The sequence below is a fragment of the Cryobacterium sp. CAN_C2 genome, assembly GCF_015751745.1.
Lineage (GTDB): Bacteria > Actinomycetota > Actinomycetes > Actinomycetales > Microbacteriaceae > Cryobacterium.
On sequence record NZ_JADOUX010000015.1, the window covers coordinates 63589 to 77082 of the forward strand.

At 66.3% G+C, this 13494-nt stretch carries 14 protein-coding genes; 5 read left to right on the forward strand and 9 right to left on the reverse strand.

The window, feature by feature from the left end; all coding sequences use genetic code 11:
• Positions 1-16: 16 nt before the first annotated feature.
• Positions 17-1804 carry a DUF4012 domain-containing protein gene (locus tag IWX77_RS12450; protein ID WP_196844828.1) on the reverse strand — a complete coding sequence of 596 codons (1788 nt, stop codon included), beginning with the start codon at positions 1802-1804 and terminating at the stop codon, positions 17-19.
• 110 nt (positions 1805-1914) lie between these two features.
• On the reverse strand, positions 1915-3348 hold the full coding sequence (locus IWX77_RS12455) for a polysaccharide biosynthesis tyrosine autokinase (protein WP_196844829.1): 1434 nt from the start codon (positions 3346-3348) through the stop codon (positions 1915-1917).
• 159 nt (positions 3349-3507) lie between these two features.
• On the opposite strand from IWX77_RS12455, the gene IWX77_RS12460 reads away from it, so the two are divergent.
• Both IWX77_RS12460 and IWX77_RS12465 read left to right on the forward strand, forming a co-directional pair.
• Positions 3508-4245, forward strand: a complete 738-nt coding sequence (locus IWX77_RS12460; protein WP_196844830.1) for a CPBP family glutamic-type intramembrane protease — start codon at positions 3508-3510, stop codon at positions 4243-4245.
• Positions 4246-4443: 198 nt separating this feature from the next.
• Positions 4444-4752: a DUF7882 family protein gene (locus tag IWX77_RS12465; protein WP_196844831.1), complete on the forward strand. Its 309-nt coding sequence runs from the start codon at positions 4444-4446 to the stop codon at positions 4750-4752.
• A 261-nt stretch (positions 4753-5013) separates the two neighbouring features.
• On the opposite strand, the gene IWX77_RS12470 is transcribed toward IWX77_RS12465, so the two are convergent.
• From IWX77_RS12470 to IWX77_RS12495, 6 genes are all read right to left on the reverse strand, one after another.
• Positions 5014-5544, reverse strand: coding sequence for a hypothetical protein (locus tag IWX77_RS12470; protein ID WP_196844832.1), 531 nt, complete (start codon positions 5542-5544; stop codon positions 5014-5016).
• Between the two features lie 359 nt (positions 5545-5903).
• Positions 5904-6053, reverse strand: coding sequence for a hypothetical protein (locus IWX77_RS12475; protein WP_196844833.1), 150 nt, complete (start codon positions 6051-6053; stop codon positions 5904-5906).
• Between the two features lie 109 nt (positions 6054-6162).
• Positions 6163-6792, reverse strand: a complete 630-nt coding sequence (locus tag IWX77_RS12480) for a thymidine kinase (protein WP_196844834.1) — start codon at positions 6790-6792, stop codon at positions 6163-6165.
• Complete coding sequence (locus tag IWX77_RS12485) at positions 6792-8228, reverse strand: hypothetical protein (RefSeq protein WP_196844835.1); 1437 nt, start codon at positions 8226-8228, stop codon at positions 6792-6794. Before IWX77_RS12485 ends, IWX77_RS12480 begins: the two co-directional genes overlap by 1 nt.
• Positions 8225-9490: a sensor histidine kinase gene (locus tag IWX77_RS12490; protein WP_196844836.1), complete on the reverse strand. Its 1266-nt coding sequence runs from the start codon at positions 9488-9490 to the stop codon at positions 8225-8227. The genes IWX77_RS12485 and IWX77_RS12490 overlap by 4 nt, the downstream gene beginning before the upstream one ends.
• 145 nt (positions 9491-9635) lie before the next feature.
• Positions 9636-10748, reverse strand: coding sequence for an Rv2578c family radical SAM protein (locus IWX77_RS12495; RefSeq protein WP_196844837.1), 1113 nt, complete (start codon positions 10746-10748; stop codon positions 9636-9638).
• A 288-nt stretch (positions 10749-11036) separates the two neighbouring features.
• Between IWX77_RS12495 and IWX77_RS12500 the strand changes: the two genes are divergently transcribed.
• The 3 genes from IWX77_RS12500 to IWX77_RS12510 all read left to right on the forward strand — a co-directional run bounded on the left by IWX77_RS12500 (position 11037) and on the right by IWX77_RS12510 (position 12974).
• Complete coding sequence (locus IWX77_RS12500) at positions 11037-12194, forward strand: DNA topoisomerase IB (RefSeq protein WP_196844838.1); 1158 nt, start codon at positions 11037-11039, stop codon at positions 12192-12194.
• 86 nt (positions 12195-12280) lie between these two features.
• Positions 12281-12679 carry a hypothetical protein gene (locus tag IWX77_RS12505; RefSeq protein WP_196844839.1) on the forward strand — a complete coding sequence of 133 codons (399 nt, stop codon included), beginning with the start codon at positions 12281-12283 and terminating at the stop codon, positions 12677-12679.
• Between the two features lie 16 nt (positions 12680-12695).
• Positions 12696-12974 (forward strand): hypothetical protein, encoded by a 279-nt coding sequence (locus tag IWX77_RS12510; RefSeq protein ID WP_196844840.1) that lies wholly within the window; start codon positions 12696-12698, stop codon positions 12972-12974.
• Between the two features lie 66 nt (positions 12975-13040).
• Here IWX77_RS12510 and IWX77_RS12515 read toward each other — a convergent pair whose 3' ends face one another.
• Complete coding sequence (locus IWX77_RS12515; RefSeq protein ID WP_196844841.1) at positions 13041-13403, reverse strand: hypothetical protein; 363 nt, start codon at positions 13401-13403, stop codon at positions 13041-13043.
• Between the last annotated feature and the right edge of the window lie 91 nt (positions 13404-13494).

Consider the following 13494-nt stretch of genomic DNA (forward strand, 5'->3'; position numbering starts at 1 on the left):
CCCGCTGCGACAAGCTCTAACAACTCAAGTCTAGTTGCGTGGCCGCGTGCAGCGCGATCAGCGGCGTACTGCGCAGTTCGAGGGCACCGGTGAAGGCCTGCGCCCCGAGCCAGCTGAAGCGCAGCACAGCGCTCTCCCCCGGGGCGAGTTCGATGCCGATCGAACTCACCGGGTAGGTCGCGTCGGTGGCCGGGTGATAGGGAACGGTGGCTCCGTCGCGGGTGACGCCGAGATTCTGCACGCCGGGGGGGGCGTAAGCGGACAGCACGGTCTTGATGGTGCCGAGGGGCACCCCAAAGGCCCCTCCGCCGGTGACGTAGGCTGGCAGGCTCGTGGCGGCATCCGCTGGAGCAGTGTTGGTGAGGGTGACCTCGACCGAGTATTGCGGGCGCAGGTCTCTGCGACAGGTCTGCTGGCCGATGGCTGTGTGCACGTCGAGGTAGAGGTCCATCTTGGCACCGGTGCCGTCGTTCAAATAGAGGCCGAAGCGGTTCGTGGTGCTGTCACTGGCCGGGCGTGCTCCGACGAGGGTGGTGTCGGCGAGAACGGCCTGCTCGGACTCGGCGGCGTTCCAGACCAACACCCGGTTTTCGGCTCCGGCCCGGGCGAGCGCGGCGATGAGTTTGGTCGGGTCGGCGCGGCCGCTCTTGACGGCGTCGAACACGGCCCCTGCGGCTGCAGCGAAGAAGGCATCTTGCTCGCGCGGCACCTCGTAGCGCGCGTAGACGTCGCGCAGCAGCAGGTGCACGGCGTTGTCGGATGTGAGCTCGTCGCCCGTGGCGAGGGTGATCGGGCCGGTGGCATCGAGCAGATAGCTCAGCGCGACCGGATCGACCGACAGCACGCCGTCTGCCACGACACCGAATTCGAGGCGCCACATTTCACGGGCAAGGGCGCCGCTCTGCGCGAAGTCGGGCGTCATGGTGACGTTTTGAATGAACTGGCCGGTGATGTCACCGTAGATGCTGCGGATCTCATCGCCGAGAGGCAGCACGGGAGCCGGGTATTCGCGAAACGGGCTGGAGCTGGCCTGCTGGGTGAGCTCGATGCTGCCGGCATCGGTGTGCAGCAGGGCCAGGGCACCCGGGATGCCGCCGGTGGAGCGCAGTTCAGCCGGATTTTGAAAGAGCAGAATGTAATTGCGCGGTGTGTCAGCACCGAGCATGGCCGGAAGAAGGGTGACCGCGCGGTTCAATCCGTCGAGAGTGACCGCGGTGTCAACCGTGACAGTCTGCAACTTCGTGACGGCGCTGCGAACAACCTCAAGCACGTCGCCGGTCTCAATATCGCTGACATTCGCCGCCGCCCGCGACAGCGCGGCATCCGCCGCGGCGACCGGCGGTTGCGCGTCGATGAGGGGCTGCAGGGCGATCTTTCCGTCGACCGGTTTGAAATCGTTCAGGTTGAGGTTGCCGGCGAGTGCGGTCAGCGGCGTCACGGCGTTCTTGGCCACATCGTCGACCACCGCGGCGAGCTCGCGCACGGCTTGCAGGTTCGGACCGAGAAAGGGAACCAGTTCGAAGGTGCGCCACACCGGATCGCTCGTGCGCGTTCGGGCCGTCTCGGCATAGTCAGCAAGTTCGACCGCGGTCGTTGCCGCGGCGGCGGTGTCGCCGGCCACGATCTGCTCTTTGATGGTGCCGGCGAGCGGCACGGCAGTCTGTAGGGCGTCCCGGGCCTGCAACCCACGAATCCCCACCCAGGCGGTAGCAGCGATCAGGACGACCAGCACCCCGAGTACGACCAGCCCGGCGATCGTGCGCGATCGTTTCGGGGGTGCGGCGTGCGGGCGGGAAGTTGACATTGCCCTATTCAAGCAGAGCGTGGCAGCGTGTCAGCGTGTCAGCGTGTCAGCGTGTCAGCGTGTCAGCGTGTCAGCGTGTCAGCGTGTCAGCGTGTCAGCGTGTCAGCGTGTCAGCGCTTGGCGCGCGCGCCGCGGGTGCGTTCCGGCACTGCCGTGGGAACGAGTGCCGGAACGGTGGTCTCGCCGTAGCCATCGCCGTACCCATAGTGCCCATACCCGTAGGCGTCGGGCCCCTTGGTCGGCAGCATGGTGAGCACGAGGCCGGAAATCGGCGCCCCCACGTTGTCGAGCGCGGCGATTGCGCCCTTGAGCTGGTTTTTGTGGGTGCGACCGGCGGCCACCACGATGAGCGCGCCACCCACATTCTTGGCGAGAATGGCGGCATCCGTTACCGGCAGCAGCGGCGGCGAGTCAAAGATGACGACGTCGAAAGCCCGGTTGAACTCGGTGATGAGCTGGGTCATGCGCGTGGAGCCGAGCAGCTCGCTCGGGTTCGGCGGCACGTGACCGGCCGGTAACACGAAAAGCTGGCCCGTGCCCCACGGCTGAATGACATCGGCCGGATCGGCCCGGCCGATGAGCACGTCGGTGAGGCCGACCGACCCCTCAAGGTCCATATAATCGGCGAGCTTGGGGCGGCGCAGGTCGGCGTCGACGAGCAGAACGCGCGAGCCGGCATCAGCCAGGGCAATGGCGAGGTTGGCTCCGGTCGTGCTTTTTCCCTCGCTCTCAATCGACGAGGTGATGACGAAGGAGCGGTCGGTGCGGCCCACATCGAGATACTGCAGGTTGGTGCGTAGCGTACGAAACGACTCGGCGCGGGGGCTGCGCGGGTCAACGTGCACGATCAGAGGTCGGTCCTTGGCTTTCGGATCGAACACGATGCCGCCGAGAATGGGCAACTCGGTGAGCTGTTCGACATCGTGGGTGTTGCGAATGCGTGTTTCGAGCGTTTCACGCAGCACCGCGAGACCCACGCCGAGCGCGAGGCCCACGAGGGCCCCGAGAGCGATGTTGAGCGGCACGTTCGGGCTGACCGGAATGGTCGGCACGATGGCTTCCTGCGCACGGGTCAGTTTGACCGGCGAGGCCGCATCGGTGGAGACCGGGGTTTCAATGTCTTCGACGATGAGGGTGAGGCTGGCCGAGACGGCATTGGCCGTGTCAGCGGCGCGCACGGGATCGGTGTCGGTGACGGTGATGTCGATGATCGACGTATCGAGGGGGGCAGAGGCGGCAACCTTGAGGGCGAGTTCATCGGCCGTGATGCCGAGGTTCAGGGTGGCCACGACCGGCAGCAGCACGATGGGAGTCGTGACGAGCGCGGAATAGGTCTTCACCCGGGCCACGGAGAAATTGTTGCCCTGGGCCAGGTCAGACGTGGACCCACTCGACTGGGTCGACACGAAGACCTTCGACGTTGCACTGTATTTTGGCGTCTGCACAATGGAATAGGCGGATGCCGCACCCACGGCCACGAGGGTGAACATGACAATGAGCACCCAGCTCTTGCGCAGTATGCGAATGTAGTCGCGAAGTTCCATTCGACGGCGTTCCCTTCAGGTGTTCCGGGGAGATTCAGCCGGTGCGCGTCGCGCTTTTTCAACCGCACGATCGTGCGTCTCCCCTCATCTGAGGGTAGCGAACTTTAGCCGCACACTCTGACCGTGCACCCGACGTGGGTATATGAGTAGTTTTATGGAATGGGCATTACTGCAGATGTGACGGAACCGGCGAGGATTCGACCGTACGACGTCGGTTCAGCCCTCGCGCCGGCCACGCTCGGCGTCACCGTGGCGATGGCGCTCATCGTCGTCGTGGGGTCACTAACCTTTGCCGACGGCCGATTGGCGCTACTGCTCGGCTACCTGTGCGTGTGGGTGCCGCTGCTCGGTTCCCTCGTAGTAGCTGGCGGGCGCCCCGAAGCGGGGTTCTGGCTGGGTTTCCTCAGGTTGTCCGTGCGGCCGATAGACCTGATCTGGGGGCTCGGCGTGGGACTTGTGGCCCGCACGGCGGCGAGCCTGATCGAGATCTGGGGCTACGGCAGCATCGGCTCGGCCGGCGTTCGCCTCGGGGAGACCGTCTATGACGGCTGGTGGCTGTTCGGAGCACTTCTCGCGCCCGTGCTGCTCGCTCCGCTCGTGGAAGAGGTCTTCTTTCGTGGCCTGGTGCTGCGTGCGGTGCATGACCAGGCGGCAGCCCACGGCGCAAAGTGGGCAGCAGCCCCGGTAGCCGTCGGCGTGAGCGGGCTGACCTTCGCGCTCATGCACCTCATGGCACTCGATCTCGGCAGCACGGCGACCGTGGCGGTTGTCGCTGGCTCGACCCTGATCTTTGGCCTGGCCGCGGCATGGCTGTCACTGGCAACCGGCCGAATCGGCGGGGCGATCATCGCGCACGTAACGTTCAATGCGCTCGTGATTGTGCCGACGCTGTTCTAACCGGGTGCAGCCGAGCCGAGTGCCCCCTGATTTGGGGATGTGAACAAGCTCACTGACTGAGCGAATTTTTTCAATCGGTTCACTAGTATCAGCACGACCAGCATTTAATCGGCTTTTGAACAAGTGTGCAATACCCGAGGTTTTCTGCGATAAGGCCCCTAAGCCAGCCGTAGTGCCGTGCGAACGATGAGGCGAAACATGGGCAGGTTCACCTACGACTCCAATCTGACGGCCGACTTCGATGACCGCATTTTGGCGCATATCCAGCTCGTGATCGGCGCGAAACTGCGCCGCGGCGAATCGTTCTATTTCTCATGGCGTGACGACCCGCTCGCCGGAGGGGGCCGCAGCACGGTTTGGCTGCATCCCGGCATCTCCCTGGCCTACAAATATTTCGGCAGCAGAGTACCCACGCTCAACCGGGACTGGGTCGAAGCGCTGTCGCTCTCCGCGAACTCGACCATCGGGTTGCAGCTCGTTGCCGAACCGCAGAACAACGTTCCCTAACCGAGCGAATGGGTACCGCCTGCCAGAGTGTCGGCCGGCCGGCCGACGGGCGGGCTGGCGGGCTGGTGGGCTGGCGGGCTGGCGGGCTGGCGGGCTGGCGGGCTGGTGGGCTGGCGAAGCAGCGCGACCTCCTGGTGCCGTTCAGGTGACGGACCACGTGTCTGCCTGTTTCATCGGGCACGATGGCACAGCAAACGCCCCGACACCACAGGGCGATCGAGGCGTTTGGTCGAGCGGCCAAGGGCTACTCGGAGGACTTATTTACGCGGCAGTGTGCTGGCGGCGAACCGAGATGCGCACGAGCACGAGTGCAACACCGAGCACGAGGATGCCAGCGGCGCCCCAGATGATGAGCACCGGAACGTTATAGCCGGTCGACGGGAGGCCGGTGCTGGTTCCGGCGTCTGCGGCGATGATGTCAAGGATCGCGGTGTACGTGGCCGAGGCAGCAGTAGCGGTGACCGTGTACTTGCCGGTTGCATTTTCAGGAATGGCAACCCTGAGCGACGCAGAACCGTTGGCAGCGGCGTTCTTGGTGAGCGAGGTGGTGGCAGCGGTCTTGACGACGCTGAGTGTGGCGGCCTGCGATCCCGTGACGGAGTACGTCACGCTTTCGTTTGCCGTGAAGGCACCTGCGGCGAAGGCGACGACGGCAGTTTCGCCGGCAACGGGCGCAGCCTGAATGCTCACGAGGGCGGTGTTCGACACATAGTCGGCGGCGATAGCGGCCGGTGCGAACGCGAAGACGGCAAAAACGGCCAGTGCGGCCGTGGCTAGACTTTTCTTGAACAAAGTGAGGTTCCCCCTGGATGATGGTTGGTTGCTACGTCGAATTCAACGTTCCCGGCACATCGTCGTGAAATACCTAGGCGACTTTCACGTTAGCGCCCCGTTGGTGCAATACACACGCGGTTTCAGCCAGCGCCCCCGCAAAACGCCGATACCCCACCCGAAGTGGGGGTGTTTTCTACAGAAAACGCGCTCAGATTTGCCGCACTGTGCCAGCACTGGCAATGAGTGGCCGTCGGCGTACGGAGGCGTCATTCGGGGTGGTCTTCACGATATTCGTGGCGAGTGCGGGTCACCGCGTCGGTGCTGGTGAACCGTTCGAGAGAGGGGCGAGCCATGGCCTCAAAGCGCGCAACCTGCAGCTATCGTTCCGACGTGGTCGCGCCGGTCTGAGCCACGAAAGTCTCCTGTTGGGACCGATCGCGATAGAGGTCGCTGAGATTACGCGAGGAAGACTGCAGGCCCACGGAGAACAGTGTTCCGGCCAGAGGGGTGACCGCGTGGCGGCTCATCAGCACAGCGAATTGGCCGTGGCGACGGTGACCGTCGGGATGCCCGAAAGCACGAGCGCCCAGGGCACGTCGTCGACTCCGCGTTGGCGGGCGCCTCGCCCGCTGCACGTCAGGCGGGATTTGGCCGGCTGCGGTTGTTGAGCACGCCGTGGCTCTCCTCGAGGTAGCAGCTGCCACACAGCGACTCGTAGGTGACCTCTTCGCCGTCGATGGCCACCTGGTCTCCGTTGAAAACATAGACGCCGCCGATCTTGCGCCCGTTGAAGATGGCTTTGCGCCCGCAGCGGCAGATGGTTTTGAGCTCCTCGAGACTATGGGCGACCTCGAGCAGGCGGCGGCTTCCGGGAAAGGCGACGGTCTGAAAGTCCGTGCGAATGCCGTAAGCCAGTACCGGCACGTTCTCGAGAATCGCGATGCGCAGCAGGTCATCGACCTGGGTTTCGGTCAGAAACTGCGCTTCGTCGAGCAGCAGGGCGCTCACGTCCCGGCCGAACTGGTGGAGTACCTGGGCGCGGTGCTGCTGGAACAGGGCGTAGGCATCCGTTTCGGGGGTGAGTAAAAAATCGACCGCTCGAGTGACGCCCAAACGGGAGAGAATGCCGCGGTCGCCCTTGGTATCGACCGACGGCTTGGCGAGCAGCACGTGGTGCCCGCGTTCCTCATAGTTGTATGCCGCTTGCAGCATAGAAGTGCTTTTCCCGCTGTTCATGGCGCCGTATCGAAAGTACAGTTTCGCCATTATCTTGTGCCTTTGGTCTTGGTGAGGTGGCCACGTTCAGCGTCGAATTCTAGCGTGAGCAGCGGACGCCGGCTGGTGACCCGCACCCGGGTGAACACCGCGCGCAGCACGCTGAGGTACGGACGCAGGGCGCGGCGCCGCTGAAACGGCGGCAGGGAGATGCCGGCCTGGATGGTGATGGTGTCGGTGGCGCGGGAGCCGGCGTCAGTCGTACGCCGGGGCGTTCGCGGCATGGTGGCGGCGTACACCTGGTCCTGCGCACGGGCCTGGGCCCTGGCCTGGGCGGCGGCCTGCGTCTGGGCTGCGGTGACGATGTCGAGGGTTGTGGTGTCGGTGGCCGGCGTCGGGCGGGCCCCACGGTGACCGAAGGCCTGCGTGATTTGATCGGTGTCGGTGGGTGCAGCGCCGGATCCATCGATCTGTACGACGAGGCTCGTGGGGTCGAAGCCCTTGAGGGTGCAGAGCGCCACGATCACGGCTCCGACGGCGGCACGCTGGTCGGAGTCGAAGCCGGTCGCCCGGCGTTCCGGGTCGGCGATGACGCAGAGCGGGTTGAGGCCGTGCTCGGTGAGGCCGATGCGTTCGCGGTCGATGAGGTCGTCAAGCCAGGTGTGGTCGACCTCGGCGACGAGCACTCGGCGCACCTGAAAGGCGAGGGAGCGCGCGCGTTTGATGTCGGAGGCGGTGAGGGTTTGCCGCGCGAGAACGTCGGCCAAAAAGGGAAGCACATCGGCGCCGAGATTGGTCAGGCGATGGTCAACCACGGATTGCGCGAGGAGGCCGCGACTCTCTTCGGTGCGCGCTCGGATGGCGCGGCGGGCATCCGTTTGCCAGCGGTAAATGGAGTTGACGACCTGGCGCGAGTACGCGGCGGCGGCGAGGGTGGGCGCGAGTACCTGGGTCATGGCGATAATAACGAACAGCACGGGCGGTGTCTGGATTCCGAGGAACGGCGACTGGACGAGGGCCGTAACGCCGACCGTTACGGCGACTGAGACGCCGAGCAGGAGGATTTCCTTCCACGGCCGAAAGGGCGCGAGGGCGAGGAGCAGCAGGCCGAGGCCGATCGGGGCAAAGTCGTCCTGGATCATGCCGTTGAACTGCCAGGTGCTCGCCGCGGCGAGCAGGTGTGCCCCGACGCCGAGGGCCACGATCACGATGGCGCGGGTGCGGGTGAGGGGGGCCAGATCGGGGCGGGCTGACCAGACGAGCACGGCGGCCGCGATCATGAGGGCGGCGACGGCGGCCGCAGCGAGTTCGACGTTCTGGATCTCGTGCGGGCGCGAGATCGTTGCGACGACGGCGTAGGTCACGACGATGAGGGCAACGACCGGGGCGATCGGCCAGGCGGCGAGGCCTCCGATCGGGTCGAGGCGCTGCTGCGAAGCGGATGCCGGTGCGCGCGGCCGCCGCGGAGTGGGGGTGGCGCGGGTCATGGGGTGGGCCGCCTGGAGGCTGCGTTTGGGGTTTGGTTTGGGGTTTGTTTTTGCGCCGCGGGCACGGTTAGGCGCACGCTCGTGCCGGCACCGGGGCGGCTCCAGATGAGCACGGATCCGCCGAGCTGTTCGATGCGGCGCCGCACGGACTGCCGCAGACCCAGGCGGTCGGAAGCGGATTCCGACTCGGTGAAGCCGCGGCCGGCATCCGTTATGAGAAGTGAAATTGTGGTGAGGTCGGATTCGATGGCAACCTCGGCCGAAGCGACTCCGGCGTGCAGGATGACGTTGACGAGGCACTGTTGCAGGGCGAGACCGACGTCGCGGTCACTGTCGGCGTCGAGGCGGGCGAGGGCGTCGCGGTCGCCGGTGACCTCGACGACGAGTCCGCGGTCACGGCAGCGTTCGATGGTGATGTAGACGGCGCTGGACAGCCAGGAGTGGTTGGCGGTTGATTGCGCGGTCAGTGTGGGCTTCGGGGCTGTTGCACTGCGGGCGTCGATGTCGGTGAGCCAGTTCGTGTCGTGCAGGGTGGTCAGGGTGTCGTTCAGGCTCGCGCGCAGCCCCGGCGAGAGGGCGCCGGGCTCTTCGAGCGACAGGGCCACCAACTGGGCGACGGTCGTGTCGTTGAGCAGGGCGATGGCGCGGGTATCGAGGGCGTCGCGCAGCTGCCGGTTGGCGCCATCCTGGACCGCGCGGTGAATGGCGGGCTGGGCGGCGTTGCTCGCGCGCCGGTCGATGCCGGCGAGCACCATGACACCGACCAGCACGAGGTAGGTCGAGAGGGTGAACAGGTCGGGCCGATAGGGCACCGCAGTGCCGAGAATTGCCAGGAGCGCGGCGGCCTCGGCCAGGAGAAAGGCCGCGGTGCTCCAGAGCACGCCGGCGAGGGCGGTGGATCCGGCGCCGCCGACCATGACGAGCGCCATCTTGGGCAGGGCAACGAGGAACATATTCGACGCGGGAAATACGTCGGGAACGCCGAGCACGGTCAGGGTGAAAACATAGACGCCGAGGGTTCCCACGGCGAGAAAGGCGACGGCGAAGGCGATCCGGCGGTGCCGGGTGAAGAGCACGAGCAGGGCGCCCATGGCGACCACGACCACGGTGGTGATCCAGAGTTCGGGGCTGCGATTCAGGCTGAGGATGGCGACCGACACTGCCGCCGCCATGAGGCAGGTCAGCGCAAACCAGTGCGCGGCCCGGGCCAGGGCGCGCGCGAGCGTCAGCTGGACCAGATGGCCGGGTAACCCTAGAGACATATTTTCCCCCTGGTTCAGTATGCCACCGGCGTGGGGAGGGGTAGCGGGAGGGGGTAGCGGTATCCGCTCACCGGGCCCACCTCGGACACCGGGCCCAGGCTATCGTGGGCCCACTTTCCGAGCCCGGGTGGGGTTACGCGGCAGATCAGAACAGGGTGGGAGCCCGTTCGGGCGGGAGTTCGGCGGCGATCAGGGGCCGGGCGGCGGGGACGAACGTGGGGGTTGGGCGGGGGGCCGGCGGGGGCATCCGTTCTGGGGAGGCCGGCAGAGCGCTGGACCGCAGGCCGCCGGTGGCGGGGTCGACGACGCCGCGCTCGAGGCCGTGCGCGCGAATGAGCGGCTTGATGCGTGCGGCGAGCCAGGTGCGGTACTCCTTGGGCGCGTACTGGCCGCGGGCGTAGAGCTCCTGGTAGCGGCCGACGAGCTCGGGGTGCTCGCGGGCGAGCCACTGCAGGTACCAGTCCTTGACGGCGGGCTTGAGGTTGAGGCCGCTGTAGAGCACGCTCGTGGCGCCGGCCGCTTTGGCTTGCCGCAGGGCCTCATCGAGGTGGGCGCGGGTGTCAGTGAGGAACGGCAGAATCGGCATGAGGAAGACGCCGCAGTCGAGTCCGCGTTCGCGCACCGCGGTGACCGTGGCGAGGCGCGCCTTCGTGCTGGGAGTACCGGGCTCGACCGACTGCTGCAGATCGTCGTCATAGATTGCGATCGACATGGCCAGGTCGACAGGAACGTGCGCGCTCGCCTCGACGAGCAGGTCGAGGTCGCGGCGCAGCAGGGTGCCTTTGGTGAGAATGGAGAGGGGAGTGTTGCTGTCGGCGAGCGCCGCGATGATGCCGGGCATGAGCCGGTAGCGCCCCTCGACGCGCTGGTACGGGTCGGTGTTTGTGCCGAGGGCCACCGGGTGCCTCCCCCACGTAGGTTTCGCGAGCTCCTTTCTGAGCACCTCGGCCACGTTGACCTTCACGATGATCTCGCTGTCGAAATCTTTGCCGGCGTCGAGGTCGAGGTACTGGTGGGTGGGCCTTGCGAAGCAGTAGGTGCAAGCGTGCGAACAGCCACGATAGGGGTTGATCGTGTACCCGAACGGCAGCGCGCTCTGCCCGGGCACGTGGTTGAGGGCGGACTTGGCGAGGATCTCGTGAAAGGTGATTCCGGCGAACTCGGGCGTTTGCACGCTGCGCACGAGGTTGTTCAGGCGAGCGAGGCCGGGCAGCGCGCCGACCTGTTCGGCCTGTAGTTCCTGCCCACTCCACCGCATGATGCTAGTCGAACACAGGTTCTAGTGAATTGCAAGTGCTCTGCGAATCAGCCGGAGCAGGGCGGATGCAGTGGGCCGCGTCGTTCCCAGGTGGTCGTGTGCGCGCCTGGCGACACTCGTGGGGGAAGAAGGCACGTGATCTACCCTGCGCCCGCTTTCAAACACGGCCCGCGCAGGCCCGCGCCCGCTCGGTGCGGCGCGTACGACCCGCGGTACGGCATCAGCCTTCGCGCTGGGTGGAGCAAGTCGCAGTACTGTTTCCGGCATGCGAGCAGAGACGGCACGTGCATGACCCGGCTACGACGCAGCGACCCGACCCGGCCGGGATACACCCGGCGACGCTCGGGTACGGGGTTCAGCTACCGCGACCCCGCCGGGGACCGCGTCACCGAGAAAGAACTGCGCGAGCGGTTCGCAGCCCTGGCGATTCCGCCGGCGTGGACCGAGGTGTGGATCTCGTCGCACCCCAACGGGCACATCCAGGCGATCGGCATCGACGCGGCCGGGCGCCGCCAATACATCTACCATCCGGTCTGGCGGGAACAGAAGAACCGACTCAAGTTCGAACGTGCCCTGCAGCTGGCCGAATCGCTGCCGAGGGTGCGCGGCCAGGTCACGCGGGAACTGCGCGGAGACGGCCCGCCGCGCAGCCGAGCGCTCGCCGCGGCGTTTCGCATGCTCGACCTCGCCTCACTGCGCATCGGCAGCGAGCGCTACGCCGACACCTATGGCAGCCACGGGCTCTCGACCCTCCTCTGCTCGCACGTCGCGGTGCGCGGCGACGTGGTGCACCTGAATTTTCCGGCCAAGAGCGGGCAGCAATTTCAGGGCGTAATAACGGATGCGGACCTCGCGACCTATCTGCGCGCCCGGCTGCACGACCGCCCGGCCGCACCACTGCTCTCATGGGTGTTGGATGATGTGGAGGGCGCCGTCTCGGCCGCCGACATCAACGATTTCATCAAGGAACGCACCGGCGGCGAGTTCACCGCGAAAGACTTTCGCACCCTGCGGGGCACGGCCGCCGCCGCGCAGAGCCTGGCGCAGAGCCTGGCGCAGAGCCTGGCAGCCGGGACCCAGCCGGCGGCGTCCGCTGCGCTGTTTGCTGCACCGGCCTCGTCTGGTGCACGGGCGTCTGCGGCTGCGCCGGCCTCGTCTGGTGCACGGGCGTCTGCGGCTGCGCCGGCCTCGTCTGGTGCACGGGCGGCGTCCGCTGCCCGGCCGCCGCGTGCGGCGACGCGCAGCCGTCGCGCCGACGACCGCGCCATTGCCGAAGCGATGCGGCAGGCCGCTGATGTTCTCGGCAACACGCCGGCGATCGCGCGCACGAGTTACGTTGATCCGCGAATTGTCGACCTGTTTCGCGCGGGTGAAACCGTTGACCCCGCGGGCCGAGTCTCGGTCGAAACAGCGCTGCGCGCGCTCCTCCTCGGCGAGGGAGCGTAAATGTTACTGAATGTCATCCGTTCGGGGTATAACTTGTATGCCGCCCAGCCGGGGCGTTTGCTGTCGCCGTTTAGAAAGGTATGCCCGTGACCCACGACTCTGACCCCATTGAAGAGCCCCCACTCGACGCTCCTGATACCGGATCGACGCCCGTTGTACCCAGCTCACCCAGCAATCCCGACCAGCTCGTCGGACCGGACGGCCCCGACGGCCCGGCCGAGGAACACACCGGCTCGGCCGTTCCGGTCGCCAGCGCGAGCACCGGGCCCGATGGGCCCGCCCCCAGCCAGGAGGGATCGACACCCGGAGAAGCCGCCGTGGCGACCCCGGCAGACTCAGACAGCGACACCGAAGACGACCAAGACAACCTCGACAACGAGGCGAATCTCGACGATATCGATCCCGCCGACAACCCGTCGAACCCCGATCTGGTCGGCCACGACCGGGCCGAAGAAGACCCGCCCCGCACCGAACCCACCACATAACCCATAGGAGTCCCCCATGAAAGGCAAATTACTGTTCCTCGCCGGCATCGCGACGGGCTTCGTGCTCGGATCCAAGGCTGGCCGCCAGGCCTACGACCGCATCAGCGCGAAAGCTCACGGGCTGTGGGGCGACCCCGCCACGCAGAAGGTCATCTCGCAGGCCGAGTCCATCGCCCGCGACGCTGCATCCGTGGCACAGACCACGGTGAGCGATCTGCTGGACCGCACCGAGGCATCCATCAAGAAAGAGCGCAGAACCAACCCCACAACGGATGCCGAAAGCTACGAAATATAGGCGACCGCGCGGCGCCAACACCCCGGCTGATGCGCCCGGCGCGGGGTGTCGGCTGCGGAGTATCGGCTAGTTCGTGACGCGTGCGCCGGACTGGGCAACTGGCGTCGCATAGGGCGTGACGCGTGATACGGCCGGCTTGCTGGGCCGCGGTATCGAGCCAGGCCTTGTGCCCGATGTTGGCGCACCCCGAGCGAGAAAGCTCGCCTGTGCCCGGTCGAACGACGAGTAGAACCACCTCGTGGTGAGCACGCCAAGCTTGGTCACCTCATAGGCGTCTCCGCTTTGCTGGATGACTCCGAGCAGAGCGGCCGGGTCGCCGTCAAGAAACTGCTGATCTCGCACCAACCATTCCGTCGGTGTGAGCTGAAGGATACCGAGCTGCGATACGCGCAGATTCTCCGCATCCGAAACGCCATTGTTCGGGTTCACTTGCCGCCTCCGGGCCGCTTTGGGCCTTAAGTAAACATCCGCTAACTGCCGCATTCAAGGGGTTGACAGGACCCTCATACCGAACTTCGAT